The organism is Streptomyces sp. S4.7, from assembly GCF_010384365.1.
Classification (GTDB): Bacteria; Actinomycetota; Actinomycetes; order Streptomycetales; family Streptomycetaceae; genus Streptomyces.
Window position 1 is genome coordinate 4,130,995 of the sequence record NZ_CP048397.1, and the last position, 23,450, is coordinate 4,154,444.

At 70.7% G+C, this 23,450-nt stretch carries 21 protein-coding genes and 1 pseudogene; 17 read left to right on the forward strand and 5 right to left on the reverse strand.

Going from position 1 to position 23,450, the window contains the following annotated elements:
• Nucleotides 1-257 precede the first annotated feature (257 nt).
• The 6 genes from SSPS47_RS18415 to mnhG are packed head-to-tail and all read left to right on the forward strand — an operon-like array spanning nucleotide 258 to nucleotide 6,765.
• Nucleotides 258-3,173, forward strand: a complete 2,916-nt coding sequence (locus SSPS47_RS18415; protein ID WP_164252030.1) for a Na+/H+ antiporter subunit A — start codon at nucleotides 258-260, stop codon at nucleotides 3,171-3,173.
• Nucleotides 3,170-3,784: a Na(+)/H(+) antiporter subunit C gene (locus SSPS47_RS18420; protein WP_164252031.1), complete on the forward strand. Its 615-nt coding sequence runs from the start codon at nucleotides 3,170-3,172 to the stop codon at nucleotides 3,782-3,784. The genes SSPS47_RS18415 and SSPS47_RS18420 overlap by 4 nt, the downstream gene beginning before the upstream one ends.
• Nucleotides 3,781-5,436, forward strand: coding sequence for a Na+/H+ antiporter subunit D (locus SSPS47_RS18425; RefSeq protein WP_164252032.1), 1,656 nt, complete (start codon nucleotides 3,781-3,783; stop codon nucleotides 5,434-5,436). The genes SSPS47_RS18420 and SSPS47_RS18425 overlap by 4 nt, the downstream gene beginning before the upstream one ends.
• A complete protein-coding gene (locus SSPS47_RS18430; RefSeq protein WP_164252033.1) occupies nucleotides 5,433-6,074 on the forward strand; it encodes a Na+/H+ antiporter subunit E in 642 nt (213 codons plus the stop codon). The genes SSPS47_RS18425 and SSPS47_RS18430 overlap by 4 nt, the downstream gene beginning before the upstream one ends.
• Nucleotides 6,071-6,397, forward strand: coding sequence for a monovalent cation/H+ antiporter complex subunit F (locus tag SSPS47_RS18435; protein WP_164252034.1), 327 nt, complete (start codon nucleotides 6,071-6,073; stop codon nucleotides 6,395-6,397). Before SSPS47_RS18430 ends, SSPS47_RS18435 begins: the two co-directional genes overlap by 4 nt.
• On the forward strand, nucleotides 6,394-6,765 hold the full coding sequence (mnhG, locus tag SSPS47_RS18440) for a monovalent cation/H(+) antiporter subunit G (RefSeq protein WP_164252035.1): 372 nt from the start codon (nucleotides 6,394-6,396) through the stop codon (nucleotides 6,763-6,765). The genes SSPS47_RS18435 and mnhG overlap by 4 nt, the downstream gene beginning before the upstream one ends.
• Nucleotides 6,766-6,880: 115 nt before the next feature.
• Here mnhG and SSPS47_RS18445 read toward each other — a convergent pair whose 3' ends face one another.
• Entirely contained in the window at nucleotides 6,881-7,498 is a 618-nt protein-coding gene (locus tag SSPS47_RS18445) for a TetR/AcrR family transcriptional regulator (protein ID WP_164252036.1), read from the reverse strand.
• 86 nt (nucleotides 7,499-7,584) lie between these two features.
• On the opposite strand from SSPS47_RS18445, the gene SSPS47_RS18450 reads away from it, so the two are divergent.
• The 7 genes and pseudogenes from SSPS47_RS18450 (at nucleotide 7,585) to SSPS47_RS18480 (ending at nucleotide 15,137) form a co-directional block, all read left to right on the forward strand.
• Entirely contained in the window at nucleotides 7,585-8,358 is a 774-nt protein-coding gene (locus SSPS47_RS18450) for an SDR family oxidoreductase (RefSeq protein ID WP_164252037.1), read from the forward strand.
• A 79-nt stretch (nucleotides 8,359-8,437) separates the two neighbouring features.
• Nucleotides 8,438-9,260 (forward strand): annotated as a pseudogene (locus tag SSPS47_RS18455) (IS701 family transposase).
• A 489-nt stretch (nucleotides 9,261-9,749) separates the two neighbouring features.
• Entirely contained in the window at nucleotides 9,750-10,652 is a 903-nt protein-coding gene (locus tag SSPS47_RS18460) for an alpha/beta hydrolase (protein WP_164252038.1), read from the forward strand.
• A gap of 105 nt (nucleotides 10,653-10,757) precedes the next feature.
• Nucleotides 10,758-11,606, forward strand: a complete 849-nt coding sequence (locus tag SSPS47_RS18465; RefSeq protein ID WP_164252039.1) for an NmrA family NAD(P)-binding protein — start codon at nucleotides 10,758-10,760, stop codon at nucleotides 11,604-11,606.
• Nucleotides 11,607-11,740: 134 nt separating this feature from the next.
• Nucleotides 11,741-13,093 carry a histidine kinase gene (locus tag SSPS47_RS18470; RefSeq protein WP_239064969.1) on the forward strand — a complete coding sequence of 451 codons (1,353 nt, stop codon included), beginning with the start codon at nucleotides 11,741-11,743 and terminating at the stop codon, nucleotides 13,091-13,093.
• A complete protein-coding gene (locus tag SSPS47_RS18475; protein ID WP_147873526.1) occupies nucleotides 13,090-13,749 on the forward strand; it encodes a response regulator transcription factor in 660 nt (219 codons plus the stop codon). The genes SSPS47_RS18470 and SSPS47_RS18475 overlap by 4 nt, the downstream gene beginning before the upstream one ends.
• Nucleotides 13,750-13,892: 143 nt before the next feature.
• Complete coding sequence (locus SSPS47_RS18480; protein WP_164252040.1) at nucleotides 13,893-15,137, forward strand: cytochrome P450; 1,245 nt, start codon at nucleotides 13,893-13,895, stop codon at nucleotides 15,135-15,137.
• 60 nt (nucleotides 15,138-15,197) lie between these two features.
• Here SSPS47_RS18480 and SSPS47_RS18485 read toward each other — a convergent pair whose 3' ends face one another.
• Together SSPS47_RS18485 and SSPS47_RS18490 are read right to left on the reverse strand one after the other, a co-directional pair.
• Nucleotides 15,198-16,856 (reverse strand): ABC transporter permease, encoded by a 1,659-nt coding sequence (locus tag SSPS47_RS18485; RefSeq protein ID WP_164252041.1) that lies wholly within the window; start codon nucleotides 16,854-16,856, stop codon nucleotides 15,198-15,200.
• On the reverse strand, nucleotides 16,853-17,773 hold the full coding sequence (locus SSPS47_RS18490; RefSeq protein WP_164252042.1) for an ABC transporter ATP-binding protein: 921 nt from the start codon (nucleotides 17,771-17,773) through the stop codon (nucleotides 16,853-16,855). The genes SSPS47_RS18485 and SSPS47_RS18490 overlap by 4 nt, the downstream gene beginning before the upstream one ends.
• A gap of 132 nt (nucleotides 17,774-17,905) precedes the next feature.
• Between SSPS47_RS18490 and SSPS47_RS18495 the strand changes: the two genes are divergently transcribed.
• Nucleotides 17,906-18,472, forward strand: a complete 567-nt coding sequence (locus tag SSPS47_RS18495) for a MarR family transcriptional regulator (protein ID WP_164252043.1) — start codon at nucleotides 17,906-17,908, stop codon at nucleotides 18,470-18,472.
• Between the two features lie 19 nt (nucleotides 18,473-18,491).
• Here SSPS47_RS18495 and SSPS47_RS18500 read toward each other — a convergent pair whose 3' ends face one another.
• Nucleotides 18,492-19,358 (reverse strand): diacylglycerol kinase, encoded by an 867-nt coding sequence (locus tag SSPS47_RS18500; RefSeq protein ID WP_164252044.1) that lies wholly within the window; start codon nucleotides 19,356-19,358, stop codon nucleotides 18,492-18,494.
• Nucleotides 19,359-19,566: 208 nt separating this feature from the next.
• Between SSPS47_RS18500 and SSPS47_RS18505 the strand changes: the two genes are divergently transcribed.
• The 3 genes from SSPS47_RS18505 (at nucleotide 19,567) to SSPS47_RS18515 (ending at nucleotide 22,646) form a co-directional block, all read left to right on the forward strand.
• Nucleotides 19,567-20,850 (forward strand): adenylosuccinate synthase, encoded by a 1,284-nt coding sequence (locus SSPS47_RS18505; RefSeq protein WP_164252045.1) that lies wholly within the window; start codon nucleotides 19,567-19,569, stop codon nucleotides 20,848-20,850.
• A gap of 184 nt (nucleotides 20,851-21,034) precedes the next feature.
• Nucleotides 21,035-21,394, forward strand: coding sequence for a hypothetical protein (locus SSPS47_RS18510; RefSeq protein WP_164252046.1), 360 nt, complete (start codon nucleotides 21,035-21,037; stop codon nucleotides 21,392-21,394).
• 541 nt (nucleotides 21,395-21,935) lie between these two features.
• Nucleotides 21,936-22,646: a hypothetical protein gene (locus tag SSPS47_RS18515; RefSeq protein ID WP_164252047.1), complete on the forward strand. Its 711-nt coding sequence runs from the start codon at nucleotides 21,936-21,938 to the stop codon at nucleotides 22,644-22,646.
• Between the two features lie 127 nt (nucleotides 22,647-22,773).
• On the opposite strand, the gene SSPS47_RS18520 is transcribed toward SSPS47_RS18515, so the two are convergent.
• Nucleotides 22,774-23,406: a TetR/AcrR family transcriptional regulator gene (locus SSPS47_RS18520; protein WP_164252048.1), complete on the reverse strand. Its 633-nt coding sequence runs from the start codon at nucleotides 23,404-23,406 to the stop codon at nucleotides 22,774-22,776.
• Nucleotides 23,407-23,450: the final 44 nt, after the last annotated feature.

The window sequence follows — 23,450 nt, forward strand, 5'->3', positions numbered from 1 at the left end:
GAGATCACCGGCGGGCCCACACGGCGCGAGCGGTCGCCCCATCCGCCGGATGGTCCGCCTACACCCGCCAGGGTGCCGCTCGCCCGGGTCGCGGCAGCCGCGGCGCGCCCACAGCGTCTCCGCGGCACAGGGGTGTGCGCCGTCCACCTCGCGCCGGGGTGTAACCGGTGAGCCGGGTGCCGTGCGGCGCGCCGGACAGGTGAACCGGGCCAAGAGATATACCTGTATTGAGTGCTCTTTGTGCCGGATCCCTCACCATGATCGCGCTCGTCGTCTGCCACTTCGCGCTGGCCGCGTGCGCCGGTCCGCTGGTGCGGCGGCTCGGTACACGCGCCTTCCTCGTCCTGGCGTTGCCCCCGGCCGCCGCCACCGTATGGGCGCTCACCCAGTGGGACGGTGCGGCCGCCGGACGGCCGGTCACCTGGTCGTGGCAGTGGATCCCGGTATACGACGTCTCCGTGGCCATGCGCCTGGACGCGCTCGCCGAACTGATGGTGCTGCTCGCGGCCGGGGTCGGTACGCTCACGCTGCTGTACTGCGCCTCATACTTCACAGACAGCACTCCGCAACTGGCCGCCTTCGCCGGAAACCTGCTGGCTTTCGCGGGCTCCATGCTCGCCCTCGTACTCGCCGACGACCTGATCTCGCTCTATGTGTTCTGGGAACTGACCACGGTCTTCTCCTATCTGCTGATCGGGCATGACAGCGAGCGCAAACAGAACCGGCGCTCCGCGCTACAGGCCCTCACCGTCACCACGCTCGGCGGCCTCGCGATGTTCGTCGGCCTCCTGATCCTCGGTCAGGCCGCCGCCACCTATCGGATCTCCGCAATCGTCGCTGATCCGCCCGCACCGACCCTCGCCGTATCGGTGGCGGTCGTTCTGGTCCTGTGCGGGGCGCTGTCGAAGTCCGCGATCTGGCCGTTCAGCCTCTGGCTGCCGAACGCCATGGCCGCGCCCACCCCCGTCAGCGCCTACCTGCACGCTGCGGCCATGGTCAAGGCCGGTGTGTATCTGGTGGCACGGCTCGCTCCCGCCTTCGCCGACTTCCCCGTCTGGCGGCCGGTCGTCCTCGTACTGGGAGGGGCGACCATGCTGCTCGGCGGCTGGCGCGCGCTGCGCCTGAACGATCTGAAGCTCGTACTCGCCTACGGAACGATCAGCCAGCTCGGCCTTCTCACGGTGCTCGTCGGGGCCGGGAACAGGGACGCGGCGCTCGCCGGAGCCGCCATGATCCTGGGACACGCCCTGTTCAAGGCTCCGCTGTTCCTCGTCATCGGCATCGTGGACCACGCGGCGGGCAGCCGCGATCTGCGCAGGCTGTCCGGTGTGGGCCGCGCGATGCCGCACGTCTGCGCGGTCGCGGTGCTCGCGGCGGCCTCCATGGCCGCTCTTCCGCCAATGCTCGGCTTTGCCGCGAAGGAGGCCGCCTTCGATGCGCTGCTGCACGGGGATACCGTCGACCGGTGGCTGCTGGCCGTCACGGTCGCCGGCTCGGCCCTGACCACCGCCTACACGCTGCGGTTCGTCTGGGGCGCCTTCGCCGGTAAACCCGGCGCCGGGGACACCCCCGTACGCCGGGTCGGACCCGCCTTCCTCGCGCCGCCAGCCCTGCTCGCCGTCGCCGGGCTGGTGCTGGGCCCCGCCATCGGATGGACGGACGGGCTGCTCGGCGCGTACGCCGACGCCTTCCGCGCGCCCGCGCACCCCTACCACCTTGCCCTCTGGCACGGCCTCGGCACCGCAATGCTCCTCTCGGCGCTCGCCTGGGCGGTCGGCGCGGTGCTCTTCGCGGGCCGTTCGAGCGTCACCCGGCTCTCCCGTCGGACGGCCTGGCCGACCGCCGACCGTGTCTTCGGCCGTCTCCTCCTCGGCCTCGAACGCCTGGCCCTTCAGGTCACCGGCTTCGTCCAGCGCGGCTCACTCTCCGTCTACCTGGCCACCACCCTGCTGGTGATGCTGGCGGGACAGCTGGCCGTGCTCTTCACGGACCACCCCTGGCGGGGCGCGATGGCACCCCGTGTGTGGGACGGTCCGCTCCAGGGCGCGGTGGCCGCGATGACCTGTGCCGCCGCCCTGTTCTGTCTGACCGTCAGCCGCCGGATGAAGGCCGTGGTGCTGGCCGGGCTCACCGGGTACGGGACGGCGCTGCTTTTCGTCGTTCAGGGCGCGCCCGTCCTGGCGCTCACCCAGTTCTGCGTCGAGACCGTGTCGATGGTCGTGTTCGTGCTGGTCCTGCGCCGGATGCCGGTGCACTTCCAGGAGTCGGTCAGCCCCTGGCGGCGTGCCGTGCGCGTTCCGGTGGCGCTGGCCGCCGCCGCGACCCTCGGGGTGGTCGTGTGGGTCGCCGCCGCGGCGCGTATCGCCGAACCGGCGGGCACGTCGATGGTCGAGGAGGTGGCCGAGCACGGACTCAAGGACGTCGTGGCCGGCATCCTGGTCGACCTGCGGGCCTGGGACACGATGGGGGAATCCGCTGTGCTCGCCGCCGCCGCGATCGGTGTGACCAGTCTCCTCTATCTGCACCGGCGCGGTGACGCGCCCGCGGTGCTGGAGGAGCTGGACGGCAGGACCGCCTGGCCGACGGCGTCCCGGCCGGTGACCGGGCTGGCGCGGGGCGACGACGCGGCGCCCGAGCGCAGTTGGCTGGCCGCCGGTTCGACGCTCGCGCCCGAACACCGGTCCATTGTCTTCGAGGTGGTGGCCCGGCTGATCTTCCACCCCATCCTGGTGCTCTCGCTGTACCTGCTGTTCTGCGCCGAGAACATGCCGGGCGGCGGTTTCGTCGCGGGGCTCGTTGCCGGAGTCGCTCTCATCACGCGTTACCTGGCGGGCGGCCGGTTCGAACTCGCCGAGGCGGCACCGCTACAGCCGGGGCTCTTCACCGGCCTCGGCCTGTTCCTGTCCACCGGGGTCGGCCTGCTCGGACTCACGGAGGGCACAGTGCTGCACGCCTGGACCTACCACGGCCATCTGCCGGTGTTCGGCGACTACCACCTGGGTACGACGTTCCTCTTCGACGCCGGTGTCTATCTGCTGGTCCTGGGCGTGGTCCTGGACATCGTGCGGGCCCTGGGCGCCAAAATCGACCGGCAGACGGAGCGGGCGGCGCACACAGGGGTCCCGCGAGGGGACCCCGCGGCAGGCCCGGCGGCGGGAGGCCCCGCCGGATGACGGTCAGCGTCTCGCTCCTCGCCACCGCCGTGGTGCTCTGTGCGGTCGGCGGCATCCTCATGCTCACCCGGCCGCTCACGCGCATCCTGCTCGGAGCGGTCGTCGTCGGCAACGGCGTCAATCTGCTCGTCCTGTCCGCGACCGGCTCGGCCGGCGAGGCACCCCTGCTCTACGGAGTGGCATGGCGACGGATCACCGACCCGCTGCCGCAGGCCATCGTGCTCACCGCCGTCGTCATCACCCTCGCCACCACGGCGTTCCTCCTGGCCATGGCCTACCGCAGCCACCAGCTGACCGGCACGGACGAGGTCCACGACGACCTGGAGGACCGGCGCATCGTGCTGCGGGCCGAGGTGCGGGGGGAGTGGACGAAACTGCGCGAGCGGCACCGGGCCGAGTCCGGCGGTGGCGACGAGGAAAGCAGCCGCTTCCGCGAGGAACGCGGTCGGCTGCGCGGTCGGCTGCGGGCCGACCGCGCCCGGCAGGCACGGGGGCGCGATGCCTCCGGCGACCTGTGGCACGACGTGCTGGGCGCGGACCCGCAGGACTACCTGAACGCCGACAACCGCGACGCCGGACCCCCCGACCCCGACCGAGGAGCCGCCGGATGAATGCGCTAATTCCGCTGCCCGTTCTGCTGCCGCTCTGTGCCACCGGGCTGAGCCTTGCCTTCGGTACCCGGCTCGCACGCTTTCAACGGTTCATCAGCGTCGCCGTGCTCACCGCCGTACTCGGCCTCTCGGTGATCCTGATGATCGCGGCCGACAGGCAGGGACCGCTCTCCGTCGACCTCGGAGACTACGCCCCGCCGCTCGGCATCACCCTGGTCGCCGACCGGCTGTCCGGGCTGATGCTGACCGTCTCCTCGGCCGTCACCCTCAGCGTCTTGATCTACTCCATGGGCCAGGGCATGGCCGAGCGGGACCGGGAGACACCGGTCGCTGTCTTCCACCCCGCGTATCTCATCCTGGTTGCCGGAGTCTCCTGCACCTTCCTCGCGGGCGACCTCGTCAACCTGTACGTGGCCTTCGAGATCATGCTGGTCGCCAGCTTCGTCCTGCTCACGCTCGGCGGCACCGTCCCCCGGATGCGGGCGGGCTCCACGTACGTGATCATCTCGCTCTCCTCGTCGATGCTGTTCCTGACCGCCATCGCCATGGCGTACGCGGCGGCCGGCACCGTCAACTTCGGCCAGCTCGCGATCCGGCTGCCCGAGCTCCCGCTCGGGGTACAGACCCTGATCCAGGCGATGCTGCTGACCGTGTTCGGCGTCAAGGCCGCCGTGTTCCCGCTCGGCGCCTGGCTCCCCGACTCCTACCCGACCGCTCCCGCCCCGGTCACCGCGGTCTTCGCCGGGCTGCTGACCAAGGTCGGCGTCTACTGCATGCTGCGTACGGAGACCCTGCTCTTCCCCGGCAACCGGATCGGCGATCTGCTGCTGGCGGTCGCGCTCGCCTCGATGACCGTCGGCGTCCTCGGCGCGGTCGCCCAGACCGACCTGAAGCGGCTGCTCTCTTTCACCCTCATCAGCCACATCGGCTACATGGTCTTCGGTATCGCCCTCGCCACCCGTGAGGCGTACGGCGGCGCGATCTTCTACGTCGCCCACCACATCACCGTCCAGACCACGCTCTTTCTCGTCGCCGGACTCATCGAACGCCGGGGAGGCACCAACGAACTGACCCGCATCGGGGGTCTGGCCAGGGCCGCCCCGGTGCTCGCCGTCCTCTTCTTCGTACCCGCCATGAACCTGGCCGGGATTCCACCGCTATCCGGCTTCATCGGGAAGCTCGGACTCATGCGGGCGGGTGTCGCCGACGGCGGCGTCTGGGCCTGGGCCCTCGTCATCGGATCGGCGGTGACCAGCCTGCTCACCCTGTACGTCATGGCGAAGGTCTGGAATCTGGCCTTCTGGCGGGCCGAGCCGCCGGGTCAGGCCGCATACGGCACCGTTCTGGACTCCGCCGACGACAGCGACGAGGGGGACACCGACGCGGGGCCCGACCGGATTCCCGGCACCGGCGACGAGGGTGTGCTGGCAGGTCTCCGGCAGGCCGGGCTGACCGCGGTGGCCACTCTGCGGGGACGGGCCGTCACCACCACCACGCGGCCACCGGCCGCGATGACCGCGGCCACCACGGGGGCCGTCGCGCTCGGCCTCGCTTTCACCGTGCTGGCCGGCCCGCTGACCGCCTTCACCGACCGGTCGGCCGGCGAACTCATCGAGCGGTCGCCCTATATCGACGAGGTGCTCGACCGGTGAAACATCTGATCATTTTCTCCCGCCACAACCCCGATCTGCCGCCCTTCAGCTGTGAGTTCGCCGGTGGACGCCGACGTGTGCTCGATCTGCCGCTGATCGGTTGGCTCACCCTCATCTGGGTGATGCTCTGGTCCACCCTCACCTGGGCCAACGTCGTCACCGGAGTCGTTGTCGCGGTGGCCGTCTGTCTGGCGTTCCCGCTGCCCAGAGTCGACCTCGGACTGCGGCTGCACCCCTGGGGCATCCTGCTGCTGGCCGGATATCTGCTCTACGACATGTACACCTCGGGCGTGCAGGTCACCCGGCAGATCTTCGGCGGTCGCCGGCACAGCCCCGCGGTCATCGGCGTACCGCTGCGCTGCCGAAGCGACTTGATGCTCACCGCGACCGCGGTGGCCGTCTCGAACGTGCCCGGCGGAACCATCGTCGAAGTGCGCAGGTCCACCGCCACGGTCTTCGTGCATGTGATCGACGCGGACCGTCCGGCCGCGCTCGATGCGGCCAGGCGGTCCGTCTGGCGGCTGGAGGAGCTGATGGTACGGGCCTTCGGCACCCAGGACGAGATCGACCGGGTGTCCGCACCGCCGCCGACCGCACCGCGGTCGGGTGTGCCGGACGAGCGGGGGGACACGGTATGAGCGGGCCCGAGACCGTCGACCGTGTCCTGCTGGTCGCGGCCGTCGTCGCGCTGGTCGCCGCCGGAACGCTGCTGCTCGTCCGGGTCTGGCGCGGGCCCTCCATGCTGGACCGGGCCCTGGGACTGGATGTCGTCGCCGCCCTGATCATCGCCGGGCTCGGCGTCAAGTCGGCCTTCGCCCTGGACCCCTTCTACTTCCCGGTCATGCTGGTGCTGGCTTTTCTCGGCTTCACCGGATCGGTGGGCATCGCCCGCTTCATCGCGGTACGCGACCGGCCCCTGGCCCGTCCGAAACCCACCGACGCGAAGCGGAGCCGGGATTGAACGTCTGGCTACAGGTCGCCGCCACAGCCGGAGCGCTGCTGATCCTGCTCGGCGCGCTGATCTGTCTACTCGGTGCGATCGGAATGATGCGGCTGCCGGACGTCCTGTCCCGCAGCCATGCCGCGACCAAGCCGCAGAGCCTCGGCCTGCTCCTGGTGCTGGCCGGGGTCGCGCTGCGGCTGCACAGCGGCATGGACCTCGCCACGCTCGCGCTCATCGGCTTCTTCCAACTGCTGACCAGCCCGGTGGCCGCCCACCTGGTGGCGCGGTCCGCGTACCGGACCGGCCAGGTCGAGCACCGCGGGCTGCTCGTCGACGAACTGGACGAGCAACTCACCGAGCAGGCCGCCGGCCCCGGCCGGAGCTGAGCCCTTTGCGTCACCTCACAGGAGGTGGTCGGCTTAGTACTCCAGCTGTAGATCCTGATCTCGACGGCAGGTCGGTGTGGCTGGGCAGGCGAGATGGCCAGTTGGGGTGTGGGGATCAGTGTCGTGTGGTGCGCCAGGCAGCCAGTGCCAGTTCGGCGACTTCGGTCAGTTCGGCCGCCGTCGCCCCGTCGCGGGCGCGCTGAGACATGCCCTGGATGACCGTGGCGAAGTACGCGGCCAGGGCACGGGGGTTGGCTGCATCGGATAGCTCGCCTGCCTGTTGGGCCATCCGTAGGCGGGCTTCGAAGACGGCCAGGTTCCCGTTGCGAAGGTCGCGGAGGAACGTCTCCACCTCGACGTCTTGCGGGGTGACGTTGGTGGCTGCGCTGATGGTCAGGCAGCCGGCCGGGTGGGAGGGGTCGGGGTAGATGGCCGCTGCCTCCCGCAGGATGCGGGTGAACGCAGCGTGGGCGGTGGGTTCTTGCTCCAGGGCGACGCCAACGAACGCGCCGACGGGTGAACGCCCGTAGTGCTGCACTACCTCCTTGAACAGGGACTTCTTGTCTCCGAAGGCGGCATACAAGCTGCCAGGCCTGATGCCCATCGCTTCGGTCAGCTCGCCGATGGAGGTGGCCTCGTAGCCGCGTTCCCAGAACAGCCGGGTGGCCGCGGTCAGTGCCGCGGTGCGGTCGAAGGCCCGTGGCCGTCCTCGCCTCGCGCGTGTGTCAGTCACACCCCCATTTTAGAACGTCCGCTCAAGAAGCATGCTACGTTCTTTATTGAGTAATCACTCAACAAATCGAGGAGTGGTCAACAGCGATGGGTACACGCACACTTGAGGGCAAGATCGCGCTGGTCACCGGCGGTAGCCGCGGCATAGGCCGGGCCATTGCGCGACGTCTCGGCCGCGACGGTGCCACCGTCGCCGTCGCCTACGCCCGCGACGAGGCGGCAGCGAACGAGGTCGTCGACGGCATCCGCAAGGACGACGGCCGGGCGTTCGCACTACATGCGGAGTTGGGACGACACGGTGACGCGGCCTCCCTGTGGTGTGCCTTCGACGCATACGCCGACGACTGCACGCCCGGGGGTGCCGTCGACATCATCGTCAACAACGCTGGCATCGGCCGCAGCGCCGACCTGGCGTCGCTGACCGAGGACGGCTTCGACGAGGTCTTCGCCGTGAACGTCCGCGCACCGTTCTTCATCGTGCAGCAAGGGCTGAAGCGGCTGCGCGACGGAGGGCGGATCATCAACATCTCCAGCGGCGCGGCCCGCCTCGCCCTACCAGAGATCATGGCCTATGGCGCCACCAAGGGCGCACTCGACACCTTCACCCTCAACCTCGCCAAGGAACTGGGGCCCCGAGGTATCACGGCGAACTCAGTGGCACCCGGCATCATCGACACAGACGTCAACGCAAGCTGGCTACGCGGCAATCCGGACGCCGAAGCTCACGCCGCGTCCCTGGCCGCGCTGGGCCGCGTCGGGCAGCCCGAAGACGTCGCCGACATCGTGGCCTTCCTCGCATCCGACGACGCACGCTGGGTGACCGGACGGGTGATCGACGCGACGGGCGGCTCCGGGCTGTGAACCTTCCTCCTCGGGCGGGAGCGCCCGCGGCGAATTCCCGCCCGAGGGGACCCGCTGGCGGGATGCTTTCGAGGACATGATGGGCCGCGTGGCGAGCCGGTTTGCCCGGGTCGAACCCCGGCGTCGGGCTGCGCGGTTGGTGCTCGGGTTGATGTCGGACCTGCCGCGCAAGAATTGCTGGACGATCGCCGAGTGGGCCGGAGAGGCCACCCCGCACGGGATGCAGCACCTGCTGTGCCGGTCCGCGTGGGACGCCGACGCCGTCCGTGACGATATCCGGGACTACGTGGTCGGGCACCTCCACGACGACCAGGCGGTCCTGGTGGTCGATGAGACCGGCGATGTGAAGAAGGGCACCCACACCGTGGGCGTCCAGCGTCCAGCGCCCAGTACACCGGCACCGCTGGGAGGATCGAGAACTCCCAGGTCGCGGTCTACCTCGTCTACGCCGGGACACGCGGGCACGCCGCTGTGGACCGGGAACCGCACATCCCGCGCTCGTGGACGGCCGACCGGGACCGCTGCCGGGCGGCGGGGCTGGACGAGGAGACCCCCTTCGCCACCAAACCGGAGCCGGCCGCCACGATGATCGAACGGTTCCTGGACGCCGGGCACCGCTCCAACTGGGCCACCGGGGACGAGCACCAAGTCCGCCGCTAACCCTCGCCATGCTCGCCCATGCCTTCCTCGCAGTCGTCCGCGCCGACGAGCACGCCCGGCACCCCGGCCCGGACGACCTGATCCCCCTGTCCTGCAACGAGATCCAGCGTCTGTTCAACGCGCTGGTCGTCCGGCCCCTGACCAACGTGGCCCACCCTCTCGACTGGTCCGAGTGGAGACGCCGCCACCAGGCCCGATCACGTACCAGCCACTACCAACGACAAGCCGCAACTCAGAGATGATGCTGGACAAGGTCCGGCTGCTCGAAGTTCGCGGATGATGCCGTGGATGAAGTCACGGGAAGCGTGTGGTGAGAGACACGCTTCCTCCATCCACCGCAAGTGGGCTCGGCACTTGGCGAGTTGCGCTTCGGCTGCACGAACTCCGGTCCGTGCGCCGGGTCGAGCTGCACGGCATCGAGTCGCGGCACGGTCCCTTGCGAGTAGAGCAGGGCCTGTCCCGCACCGGGGAAACTGCCGCGTTCGACGGGTACGACGCGGAGAGTGATGTTGTCTCTTTCGCTCGCGCTCAGCAATGCGCGGACCCGGGTTCGTAGCGAACCGCCGGGGCCGGGTCCGGCGGGCTGTGGGGCTGTCTGACCCGGTATCGCGGTCGTGCCCGTCGGAGACGGGTCCTGGGGTGAGGCCGGGCCGTAAACCCGGGGCGTGGATGCTGATAGCGTCCGCGCTGATCAAGCCAATTCGGGTCTCTCATCGAAAGGTTGGAGCAGCATGACGGGTTCCGCCGCCCATGACTCCGCCGATGTCGCTGCGGTCGCCCGTGACCTCGCCGAGTCCGAGGCGCTGTTCGCGCGCCCGAGGGTGGAGCCGGACGTCACCGCGGCCTACGGGGAGCACCCGGATCAGGTGGTCGACTTCTACGCGCCGCGCGGTGGACTCGAAGGTGTGCCGCTGGTGGTCGTGCTGCACGGCGGGGCCTGGCGCGCGCCGTACGACCGGCGGCATCTGACGCCGTTCGCCGGCTTCCTCGCCCGGCGCGGGTTCGCCGTGGCCAATGTGGAGTACCGGCGGGGGAACGAGGGCGAGGCCGGCGGCTCCGGGGCCGGGCCCGTCGCCGGCCGGTGGCCCGAGACGTTCGACGACATCGCCACCGTCATGGACGCGCTGCCCGCGCTCGTCGCCGACGCCCTGCCGCAGGCCGACCCGCGCAGGATCGTGGTCACCGGGCACTCCGCCGGTGGCCATCTCGCGCTGTGGGCCACGGCGCGGCATGTGCTGCCCGTGGGGTCGCCATGGCGGCTGGACGCGCCGCCGCGGCTGCGCGGTGTCGTCGCGATCGCGCCCATCGCGGACTTCACCACCGCCGTCGAGCTGGGCGTCTGTGGCGGGGCCGTCGTGCAACTCCTCGGCGGGGAGAGCGAGTTGAAGGCGCGCGGGGACAGCGCGGACCCGTCGGCACTGCTGCCCACGGGGATCGCCACCGCCGTCGTACAGGGCCGGAACGACATCGTCGTGCCGCAGGCCGTCGCCGAGGCGTATGCCGACGCCGCCGCCAGGGCCGGGGAGATGGTGGGCATCACGCTGCTGGAGGACGTCGGGCACTACGCGCCGGTCGACCCCGGGGCGGATGCCTGCGCGGTCGTGGCCGAGGAACTGGCGCAGCTCGCGTACTGACGGCGCGGGGTCCGGCGGTCCGGCGCGGAAGCCGGCAGGCCGCCAACTTGCGGACCCGCCAACTTGCGGACCGAAGCTGACCGCAAGCCCTCCTACCTTCGGAGCATGACCAACGACGCGAACGCGAACGTGAACCTCGTGACAGGCGCGACCGGCACCGTGGGCCGCCAGGCGGTCCTCGAACTGCTCGGCCGCGGCCACTCCGTACGGGCCCTGACCCGTGACCCGGCCAAGGCCGACTTCCCCGACGGCGTCGAGGTCGTACGCGGTGACCTCGCCGATCCGGCCTCGCTCGTCCCCGCCCTCGACGGTGTCACCGGACTGCACCTGATCACCTTCGACGGCGGCCTCTTCGCGCCGCTGGAGACGGGTCCCGAGATCGTCGGGCTGGCGGCCGAGGCCGGGGTGCGGCGGATCACCGTGCTCAACGGCGGCGGCGACACGCCCCTCCAGGACGCCGTCCAGGCGGGCGGGATCCCCTGGACCGTGCTCATGCCCGTCGAGTTCATGGCCAACGCGCTGGAGTGGGCGGAGGGGATCCGCGCCGACGACACCGTGCGTGAGCCGTTCGTCGGTCGGCTGAGCGCCATGGTCCACGAGGGCGACATCGGCGCCGTCGCCGCCGTGGCGCTCTCCGAGGACGGACACGGCGGCAAGTCGTACCTGATCACCGGGCCCGAGGCGCTGACGATCCAGGACAAGGCGGACATCCTGGCCGGGGCGCGTGGCCGGAAGATCGAGGTGGTCGAGCTGTCCGAGGCCCAGGCCGTCGAGCAGTGGCGGGCGGCCGGGCAGCCCGCGGAGGTGATCGGATTCCTGCTGGAGGTGTACGGGAACACGCCCCCCGAGGGCCGGACCCCGATCGACACGGTGGCGCAGGTCACGGGGCGGCCCGCGCGCACGTTCGCGCAGTGGGCGGCCGAGCACGCGGACGCGTTCCGTCCGCGGTCGTAGAAGTCGCTCACCGGGGGTTGGCGGGCGCCCGCGCATAGCTCTCGCGGGTGTCCTCGTAGTACCTGGGAGGGACGGGGAAGGATCCATATCACTGGTGACGACCGGTGCCCGTTGCTCCCCTTACCTTTGGAAACGTGACCAATACACAGACGACGACGGCGAAGGCCGCGACCGGGAAAACCCGGAGCCCCGAGTTCCGCCTGGCCGACGGCCTGCTCAGAGGCCTGCGCCAGGACCTCTTCCACGACGCCTTCGCCTACCGGCCGCTGCCGCGCATGGCGACGGACGGAGTCATCACGCGTCGGCTGCCGGGGGCGATACGGGAGTACGCGGGGTGGTTCCCGCACTTCGCGATCGTCGCCTGCGCCCTGTTCGCGCTGCTCATCGGGATCGGCAACGGATCGGGTACGGACCTGCTCGCGGTGGCGCCGGTCCTGCTGGTTCTCGTCAGGCCCGTCGCGGCCTGGTGGCTGGCCCTCGCGGTCACCGCGGTCACCGGCATGAGCGGTTCGTACTACTCGGACTGGCCTTGGACACCCTCCGCCTTCGCCTCGTATCTGACCGTCATGACGATCGTCGCGATACGGACGACGCCGCGCACCGCGGGCTGGATGTGGGTGCTGACCCTCGGGTACTCGCTGTTCGTCGGGACCCTGTTCGGCGGCGGCCTCGGATACGGCTCGGCCAGCGCGCCCATGCTCTTCGTCTCGGCGCTCATCCTGTTGACGGTTGCCGCGATACACATCCGCCGTGACGCCAGGAACGAGGTCGCGGTGCAGCGCAGCGTCAACGCGGTGGAGCGCGGCCGGCGCACGCTGCTCGAAGAGCGCACCACCATCGCCCGAGAGCTGCACGACGTCGTCGCGCACCACATGTCGGTCGTCGCCATCCAGGCGGAGGCGGCGCCCTACCGCGTCGAGAATCCACCGCCCGAGCTGGAGAAGGCCTTCGCCACCATCAGGGAGAACGCGGTGGCCGCGCTGACCGAGCTGCGCCGTGTCCTCGGAGTCGTACGGGCCGAGGACTACGACGCCCCCGACGCCCCGCAGCCGACTCTCGCGGATCTCGAAGGGCTGCTGTCCAACGTCCGTGAGGCAGGGCTGACCGTGGAGCAGACGGTCACCGGAGCGGTACGGGAGCTGCCGCAGGGCGTCGAGCTGTCGGCGTACCGGATCATCCAGGAAGCACTCAGCAACGCCCTGCGGCACGCGCCGGGTGCGACGGCGAAGGTGGAGGTCTCCTACGTGCTCGGCGGGCTCGGCCTGCGGATAGTCAACACACCGCCGCAGGGGCTGGTGAAGCCCTCGCCGGGTGCCGGGCACGGCATCACGGGGATGCGGGAGCGGGTGAGCATGCTGAACGGTGAGATGACGGCGAGGCTGCTGCCGGACGGCGGCTACGAGGTCGCGGCGTACATACCGGTCGCCGTTCAGGACGAGGACGAGCCCGAGGACATGGCTCCGGGGACCGACGGGAAGGCGTCATGACGATCCGCGTACTGATCGTCGACGACCAGGTGATGGTCCGTGAGGGCTTCTCGGTCCTGCTGAACGCGATGCCGGACATCGAGGTCGTCGGCGAGGCGGTGAACGGCCGCGAGGCCGTCACCCAGGTCGCGGCCCTCGGCCCCGACGTGGTCCTGATGGACATCCGGATGCCGGAGCTGAACGGCATCGAGGCGACACGGGAGATCGTGGCGGCGGACGCCGATGCGAAGGTCCTCGTGCTGACGACGTTCGACCTGGACGAGTACGTGTACCAGGCGCTGCGGGCGGGGGCCTCCGGCTTCCTGCTGAAGGACGCGTCGGCACGCCAACTGGCCGACGGGGTCAGGGTGGTGGCGTCCGGCGAGGCGCTGCTCGCGCCCACCGTGACACGCCGGCTGATCACGGAGTTCTCCAAGCTGGCGGAGTCCCCGCGCCCACCGGCGCTGGCACAGATGGGGGAGCTGACGGAGCGGGAGACCGAGGTCCTGGTCCTGATCGCGCAGGGACTGTCCAACGCGGAGATCGCGGCGCATCTGGTCGTCGCCGAGTCCACGATCAAGACGCATGTGAGCCGCATCCTGGTGAAGCTGGGGCTGCGGGACCGCACACAGGCGGCGGTGTTCGCGTACGAGGCGAGGCTCGTCACTCCGGGGTGACCACTTGTCCGTACCTCCCGGTCCCGCCGGCAGCGGACTCGACACCGAGATTCTCCGGGACTGGTCAGGTGGCGGACGGACAGGACCTCGGTCCGTCGGGCCGTGCTCCGTGAGTCGGGGGCGCGGGTCAGTAGCGTGCGGGTATGGCAGTCTCCTCCGATTCCTCCCGCGGCCCGTCCACTCCCGCCGTGTCCTTCGACCCCTGGTCGCCCGGCTTCGTCGCCGATCCGTACCCGGCCTACTCGGAGCTGCGCGACCGCGGGCGGCTCCACTACTTCGAGCCGTCGCGGCAGTGGCTGGTCCCCCACCACGCCGACGTGTCGGCCCTGCTGCGGGACCGGCGGCTGGGGCGGACGTATCTGCACCGCTTCACGCACGAGGAGTTCGGCCGTACGCCCACGCCGGAGGCGCACGAACCGTTCCACATTCTCAACGGCAACGGCCTGCTCGACCTGGAGGCACCGGACCACACCAGGATCCGGCGCCTGGTGTCGAAGGCGTTCACACCGCGCAGGATCGAGGTGCTCGCCCCGACCGTCGGGCGGCTCGCCGCCGAGCTGGTGGGCGGGCTGTGCGAGGCGGGCGGAGGGGATCTGCTCGCCGAGGTGGCGGAGCCGCTGCCGGTGGCCGTCATCGCCGAGATGCTCGGTATCCCGGTGGCGGACCGGGCGCTGCTGCGGCCCTGGTCGGCCGACATGTGCGCGATGTACGAGCTGAACCCGACGGAGGAGGTGGCGCGGCGGGCGGTCCGGTCGTCACTCGAATTCACCGGCTATCTGCGGGATTTGATCGCCGACCGGCGGGCCGCGCCCGGTGCCGATCTGCTCTCCGCGCTGATCGCGGCGCAGGACGCGGGTGACCGTCTGAGTGAGCAGGAGATGATCTCGACCTGTGCGCTCCTGCTCAACGCGGGCCACGAGGCGACGGTCAACACCACCGTCAACGGATGGTGGACCCTCTTCCGGCATCCCGAGCAGCTGGCGGCGCTGCGGTCCGGTGAGGCGCCGCTGGCCACAGCTGTGGAGGAGCTGCTGCGGTACGACACACCGCTCCAGATGTTCGAGCGGTGGGTGCTCGACGACATCGAGATCGACGGCATCCTCGTGCCGCGCGGCGCCGAGCTCGCGCTCCTCTTCGGCTCCGCCAACCGCGACCCGTCGCGCTTCGACCGCCCGGACACCCTCGATCTCACCCGCGCCGACAATCCCCATCTGACGTTCGGCGCGGGGATCCACTACTGCCTGGGCGCGGCGCTGGGGCGGCTCGAACTGAGCGCGTCGTTCGGTGAGTTGCTGCGCCGGGCGCCGTCACTGCGGCTCGTCGCCGAGCCGCAGTGGAAGCCGGGCTATGTGATCCGGGGGGTGCGGGAGCTGCTGGTGGAGGTGTGACGCCCCCTGTGGGGCGTCACACCCCCGGCCGTCGGACTCCGGCCCGTCAGGCCCCGGCCGTCACTTGGTTTCCAGGTCCCGGCGGCGGAAGCCCGCGAGGCCCAGCGCGATCAGCCCGGCCGCGAGGGCGGTCAGGACAAGCACGGGCGTCCAGCTCATCCCGGCGGCCGGCAGCTGGGGTACGTGCCCGAAGGGGGACAGGTTGTTCATCCAGCCGGGGAACTGGAGGATCGACCCGAGATACCCGACCAGGAACGCGTAGACGGGCACGATCCAGGCCGCCGTTCCGGCCCGGGGGAACCAGCCGAAGAGCGTCACGGCCACGCCGACGGTGACCCACAGCGCGGGCGCGTACGCCAGGGCGGCGCCGACGAGTTCGAGGACGAGGCCGCCGTCCCCGACCGACGCGGCGCCCGAGACGCCGAAGCCCAGCCCGGCCACGAGCAGCAGCGCCGTACCGCCGGCGAGCGCGACGGCCACATGGCTGCCCACCCAGCGGTCACGGGAGAGGCCGGTGGCCAGCAGCGGTTCGGCACGGCCCGCACTCTCCTCGGCGCGCGGACGCAGCGTGGCCATCACCACGTACACGGCGGCCACGACGGCGATGACGACCATGACCATCGAGGCGAACGACTCGGCGAGGGACGCGCCGCCGATCTTCTCCAGCGCCTCCTGGATCTGCTCGATGTCCTTCACCATGTCGGCGGCCTCGCCGAGGATGGAGCCGTACATCACGCCCATCAGGAACAGTCCCGCGCCGAAGCCCAGCAGCGTCCCCCGGTGCAGCCGCAGCGCGAAGCCGAGTGGCCGGGTGAGCGCGTCGGAGGCCGTACGCCTGCCGAGCCGGGCGGAGCGCAGTCCGGCGCCGACGTCGCGCCGGGTGCTCAGTGCGAAGCCGGTGGCGGCGGTCAGCGCGGCGAGTGCCAGACAGAGCAGCAGCGGCCACCAGCGGTTGTCGACGAAGACGTACGTGCGCTGGCCCCAGCCGATCGGCGACAGCCAGGACAGCGCGTCGTTGCCCACGTCGCCCGAGGCGCGCAGTACGTAGGCGACGCCGATGACGGCGAGCGCCATGCCGGAGGCGCCGCGTGTGTGGGCGGTGATCTGCACGGTGATCGCCGCGACGCCCGCGAAGACGAGACCGATGGCGGCGAGCGTGAGCCCGTACAGCAGCGCCTCGCCGGTGGCGATCCCGTCGATGCCCGCCGACAGGACGCTCAGTGTCAGCAGCGCGGCGAGTGCGAGGTTGGCGACGGCGGCGACGACCAGCGCGGACGCGAGCTGCGCGTGATGTCCGACGACGGTGGAGCGCACCAGCTCGGCGCGGCCGGTCTCCTCCTCGTCGCGGGTGTGCCTGGTGACGATCAGGACGCTCATCAGACCGACCAGGACGGCCATGAAGCCGATCAGCTGGTGGCCCGTCATCGAGCCGATGTTGTAGTCGGTGAGGTAGTGGCGCGGCCCGGTCATGGCGAGCGCGGCGGGGCTGTCCATGGAGCTGACGGCCGTGGCGCGTTCCTCGGCGGTGGAGTACAGCGTCTTGAACTCGGTCACCGTGGACATCGTGCCGAGGGTGAGGGCGACCACCCAGACGGGGATACGGACGCGGTCCCGGCGCAGACCGAAGCGGATCAGGGTCCCGGTGCCGGCGAGGGCGCCGGCCCCGGTCCCGGCGGGCGCGGAGGCGCGGCCGGCGGCGGGTGCCGTGACGGTGGTCATCGGGCAGCCCCGTTGCCGCCCGCGCCGGCCGCCAGCTCGTCGCCGTAGTGCCGCAGCATCAGCTCTTCGAGGGTCGGCGGGTGGCTGGTCAGGCTGCGGATGCCGAACTCGCCGAGCCGGTGGATCGCGGCGTCCAGGTGCGCGCCGTCGACGGCGAAGTGCACCCTGCGCTCTGTCACCCGCACCGCGTGGACCCCGGCCATCGCGTCGAGTCCGGTGACCGCCCGCTCGGTCTCGGCCTCGACGGTCGTACGGGTCAGGTGCCGCATCTCGGAGAGTGTGCCGGACTGCACGTTGCGGCCCTTGCGGATGATGCTGACGCGGTCACAGAGCTTCTCGACCTGGGCCAGGATGTGGCTGGAGAGGAGCACCGTCTTGCCGGCCGCCTTCGCCTGGAGGATGACGTCCTGGAAGACGACCTCCATGAGCGGGTCGAGACCGGCCGTCGGCTCGTCCAGGAGCAGCAGTTCGGCGTCGGACGCGAGCGCGGCGACGATGGCGACCTTCTGCCGGTTTCCCTTGGAGTAGGCCCGGCCCTTCTTGGTGGGGTCCAGGTCGAACCGTTCGATCAGCTCGTCCCTGCGCTGCCGGTCCAGACCGCCGCGCAGCCTGGAGAGCAGGTCGATGGCCTCCCCGCCGGTGAGGTTGGGCCACAGCTCGACATCTCCGGGCACGTAGGCGAGCCGGCGGTGCAGGGCGACGGCGTCCTTCCACGGGTCCTTGCCGAGGAGCTGGGTGGCGCCCGAGTCGGCGCGCAGCAGCCCGAGCAGGACGCGGATGGTGGTGGACTTTCCGGCGCCGTTGGGGCCGAGGAAGCCGTGGACCTCACCGGAGTCGACGGCGAGGTCGAGGCCGTCCAGTGCGTGCGTCCGGCCGAACGACTTGTGCAGTCCGGCCACGGTGATTGCCTTCTTCATGCTTTGGAAATTACACTGACTTCAGAAGCTTGTGAAGTTAAGGACCCGTATAAATGGGCTCGATAGACTTGATCCAGGCGCCCACGGCACCGAGGACGCCGTGGGCACGGAGACAGGAACCGAGGTCAGTGCATGGGTGAGCGGCGGCGGGAGGAAGGCCGTGCCGGAGACCACGACCACGGTGCCGGGGAAGCGACCCGTGCCCGGGAGGCCCACGGCTCCGCGGAAGAGGACGAGGCCGCCGTCTCACAGTTCGTCGAACGCTTCGCGGCCCAGCTCGTCGAGGCGGGTATGACCCGCATGCCGGCCAGGGTCTTCGCCGCGCTTCTCTCCTCCGAGCGGGGCGTCCTGAGTTCCGCCGAACTCGGCGAGCAGCTGAAGGTCAGCCCGGCGGCCGTCTCCGGCGCGATCCGCTATCTCGCCCAGGTCAACATGGTCACCAGGGAGCGCGAACCGGGCTCACGGCGCGAGCGTTACCGGGTCCAGGGCAACCAGTGGTACCAGACGCTGACCAACCGCGACTCCATGCTCAGGCGCTGGCAGTCCACCCTGCGGGAGGGCGTCGACCACTTCGGGATCGACACCCCGCAGGGGCAGCGGATCAACGAGACGATGGAGTTCTTCATCTTCCTGGAGTCGGAGCTCGGATCGCTGATGGACCGCTGGACGGAGCACCGGGCGGAGCAACTCGGCCGATGACGGACCCGGCGGGGGCTGTTCAGTTTCCGGACGGGCCCAGCCCCGCCGGCAGCGTCAGCCCCCACGCCCCCGCCCGCAGCGTCCAGGTCCGCGTCCGCACCGGCCCCGTCACCGCCGCGTCCGCCCGGTAGCGGAAGTCCGCGCCCGAGACCGTCACCGACAGCGCGCTGGCCGTGATCGGCTCGGCCGAGGAGCGCGTACGGATCACGACCTCCGCCCGGCCGCCGCGCGAGCGCACCGTCACGGTCTCGACCGGCTCGTCCAGATCGCTCAGCACCACACCGTCCGCCTCCACCCGCAGGCGGTGCGTGTGGACGGCGAGCACCTGCGGCACCGGCTTGACCAGCGTCCGGACCAGGGACCGGCAGGTGTCCCACACGGACGAGCCGCCCGGCCCGCCCGGACCACCACCGCGCCCCGGCTGCCCGTCCGCTCCCGGTGGCGCCGGGATCCGCAGATCCCCCAGCACCACACCGTCGCTGTCGTCGACGAGCAGGTCCAGCCGCCGTACGACCCCGTCGAGCACCGCACGCGCCGCGGCGACCGCGCCCGTGGGCACGCCGAGCGAGTGCGCCAGGTCGACCGAGACCCCGACCGGCACCAGCGACAGCGCGCCCGCGGACAGGTCGCGCTCCCGGTGCAGCAGGGCGACCGTCCGCAGCAGGGCGTGGTCGTCACCGACCACCACCGGCCGCCGCGAGCCTCTGCGGGCCAGCACCCGCGCGAATTCGGCCGGCCCGTCGGGCAGACAGAATTTCGCGGTCGCGCCCGCGCTCAACACATCTTTCGCGATCCGGACTGATTCGCCGTCGGTCCGGCGGGCGACCGGGTCGATGACCACCAGAAGCTGCTGCGCACCGTTCTCGTCGGGCTCTGGAGCCGACACCTCGGTCCTTCCTCGGGTAGCATCTTTGTGCAAGAGCCCCTTGCGCTATTGCGCCAGGGGCTTGGTCTATTCCGGGGCAACCGGTTCGACGGCTCAGGCTTCGTCGTACAGCGACGGACGGTTCTCGTGCGAGATGTCGCACGTCCGCGTCCGGCGAATGTACGTCCCCTGACCTTGGACATGCCCCGCCCGGAAGGGGTGTACGCCTGTGCCCGCACTTGTGCTGCTCGGTGCTCAGTGGGGTGACGAAGGCAAGGGAAAGGCCACCGACCTGCTCGGTGGATCCGTGGACTATGTGGTGCGCTACCAGGGTGGCAACAACGCCGGCCACACGGTCGTCGTCGGCGACCAGAAATACGCGCTGCATCTCCTCCCTTCCGGAATCCTCTCGCCCGAATGCACGCCGGTGATCGGCAACGGCGTTGTCATCGACCCGGCCGTCCTGCTCTCCGAGCTGAGTGGGCTCAACGACCGCGGCGTTGACACGTCGAAGCTTCTGATCAGCGGAAACGCGCATCTGATCACTTCGTACCACACCACGATGGACAAGGTGACGGAACGGTTCCTCGGTTCCCGGAAGATCGGCACGACGGGCCGTGGCATCGGCCCGACGTACGCCGACAAGATCAACCGGGTCGGTATCCGCGTCCAGGACCTCTACGACGAGTCGATCCTGATCCAGAAGGTCGACGCGGCGCTGGACTTCAAGAACCAGATCCTCGCCAAGCTCTACAACCGCCGTGCCATAGAGGCCGGGAAGATCGTGGAGGAGCTGCTGGTCTACGCGGACAAGCTGCGTCCGTACGTCAGCGACACGACGCTCGTCCTCAACGACGCGATCGACGCCGGAAAGGTCGTGCTCTTCGAGGGCGGCCAGGGCACCCTCCTGGACGTCGACCACGGCACGTACCCCTTCGTGACCTCGTCGAACCCGACGGCGGGCGGCGCCTGTACGGGCGCCGGTGTCGGCCCCACGAAGATCAGCCGGGTCATCGGCATCCTCAAGGCGTACACGACACGCGTCGGCGCGGGCCCCTTCCCGACGGAGCTGCTCGACGAGGACGGCGAGGCACTGCGCCGCATCGGCGGTGAGCGGGGCGTCACCACGGGCCGCGACCGCCGCTGCGGCTGGTTCGACGCGGTGATCTCCCGCTACGCGACGCGGGTCAACGGCCTGACGGACTTCTTCCTCACCAAGCTGGACGTGCTCACGGGCTGGGAGCGGATCCCGGTCTGTGTCGCGTACGAGATCGACGGCAGGCGCGTCGAGGAACTCCCGTACAGCCAGAGCGACTTCCACCACGCGAAGCCGGTCTACGAGTACCTGCCGGGCTGGAGCGAGGACATCAGCAGGGCGAAGACGTTCGACGACCTGCCGAAGAACGCGCAGGACTACGTGAAGGCGCTGGAGGAGATGTCCGGTGCCCCGATCTCCGCGATCGGCGTGGGTCCGGGCCGTACGGAGACGATCCAGATCAACTCCTTCCTGTAGGAGACGGGTTCGACCGCGGCTGCGAGGTGCGCGGCTCGGCAGCGACACAGCTCCGCCCCGGTGGCCGTCACGGCCACCGGGGCGGAACCGCGTCCGGCCTGTGCGGGCCCGTCAGCCGGCGCGGCGACAGGTCACCGGTTCGTCCTCCTCGTCTTTGCGCAGCGCCACTCTCAAGAAGGCGGACGTGTATCAGACCGCCCTGCCCGTCGGGCCCGGCCGCGACGGCACGGTCCTCGTCCCGGCGGGAGGGAACGCGATCGACCCCGAGGGACTCGACGCGGTCGACATGGAGACGGGCGACCGCCGCTGGACGACGCAGGAGTGGGCGGAGAGCAGCCTCGCGGTGGTGGCGGACGACCGGGTCCTGATCGCGGGCGCCGACGACATGCGCAGTCTCTCGCTGGCCGACGGCAAGGAGACGGCGGGCCGGCGCAGCTTCGAGGGCTGGCCCGAGGACGAGGCGCCCAAGGCGATGCTGGTCTCGGGCGGGGTGGTGTTCCTGGCCTTCCCGGACGGGACGGTGCTGACGGCGCACGTCCCCTGATGCGCGCCGCGCTCCCCCATTCCTCCGCGCGAATTCTCAAGGCGCGGCAGTGCGAGCGTGGCGTCCGCCGTGTCCCGGTCGTCGTCGAACAGCCAGGGGCGTACGTCGCGACGCCATTCGGGGACGGATGTTCACGAGTCGCTCCCCGGCGGGCATTTGCTGTTGAGGGGGAGCCGTGTCGAGCAGTCCGGCGACGTGTCGCCGGGGCGTCGGGCGGTGGCCCGCTCGCGTCGGTGGCCGGTCCCAAGTGCCGTCCGTGGCCTGTCCAATGTTCCCGATCTTCGCAAGAGCGGCACATGGGGTCCGCACCGCCTCCCGGAGAGGTCGCTATGTTGTTCGCGCTCGATCCCGAGTGCGAAATCCGACAGGTCGTCGGTCCAACGACGGCGCCGTCAGCACAGAAAGATCGCGGATGGACTACTGCTCTACGTGCCGCCGGACTCTCAACGGGGTCTTCGTATGCCCCGGTTGTGGTGCCTATTCCCCCGACGTCGCTCCCGCCGGCTCACACGTCCACCACACTCCGTCGACCGTCGCGGTGATGGCGGAGATATCCCATACGCGCGAGTTCGACGCGTTCCCGGGGTTCCCGGAGCCCGAGGCCGACGTACCGGTCGGCCCCTCCGCCCCCTCGGCGACCGGCCCCTCCGCCCCCTCGGCGACCGGCCGCGCCGCCCGTCGGCGCCGACTGGCGGACTGGAAGAAGCAGCGGCGCCGGGCCGTGGTCGCCTCGACCGTCGCGCTCGTCGGCGGTGGGCTGACCCTCGCCTTCATGCCGTCCTCGCGCCCCTCCGTCGCCCAGGCCCACGCGTCCACACCGGATCCGTCGACGGCCCCGACGCTGCCGTCGGTGGGTGGCGCCGACTCCGCCACGGAGAAGCAGCGGCCCCGTACCGGTGACATCGGCACCTCCGACAGCGGCACCCGCCCGTCCGGTTCCGCCAACGAGCCGGGCAGCGCGACCTCGACCACCCCCGTGGACGCCCCGGCGAAGCGCAAGACCTCGCCGCAGACCGCCACCGGCGACGCCGGACCCACCGCGGTCCCGGAGCCGCAGTCCCCGAGCACGGCGCCCGCGGTCCCGGACGACCCGCCGCCGCCCGCGGCCGAGCAGCCGACTCCCCAGCCCGACCAGCCCACTTCACCGGCCCAGCCGCCCCCGCCGCCGCCCCCGACCGCGGAGCCGCCGCAGGACGACTCGTCGGAACTCTGCGTGCTGGTGATCTGCCTGGGCCTGAACGGCAACAAGTAACCGTACGAGACAGGGCCGCCCGCCGGGACGCGGGCGGCCTTTTTTTGTGCTCGGCGCGACGAGCGGTGGCGGTCGACGGGCAGTTGCGGTGGCGACGGGCAGCCGGCGGAGCCGTGCCGCCCCGGCCCTACCTCGCTCGGTACGCCCGGAGGAAGGTTCGCACTCCCTCGACCACCAGGGGCCGGACACGGGTGTCCTCCGTGGCGTTCGCGGAGCCGAGCCTGTCCAGCGCGACGCCGAACGTCAGCGCGATGAACTGGTCGGCCGCGAGCCGTGGGTCGGGTACGTCGAGCAGCCCCGCCCCGCCGAAGGCGGCGAACCGCTCGGCCAGCGCCTCGTCGGGGGTGTCGGCCATCGAGTTGTAGCCCCGGTGCGGCAGATGGCCGGACTCCGCGCGGACCAGCCGTTGCAGCGTCGCGTACTCCGCCGAGCCGAGCATGTCGGTCGCGATGCGCATCGAGAACGCGATCAGCGCGTCCTCCAGTCCGGCGGCCTCGGTGAGATCCGTGAGGGTGTCCTCCAGCGTCCGCCGCACCGTGCTGATCATTGACTCCCCGACGGCGTCGACGACCGCTTGCAGCAGCGTCTGCTTGTCGCCGAAGTAGTCGTAGACCGTCCGCTTGGACACCCCGGCCCGAGCGGCGACCGCGTCCACGCTGGAGCGGTCGAAGCCATCGGCAAGGAACAGTTCGCGGGCCGCCGTGAGGATGGCGGCCCGCTTCTGTGCGGACCCCTCGCGCAGCGTCTTCGTGGTCGGCATGAACTCATCCTAGCGTCCTACACTGCACGGTGTAGTGTAGTTTC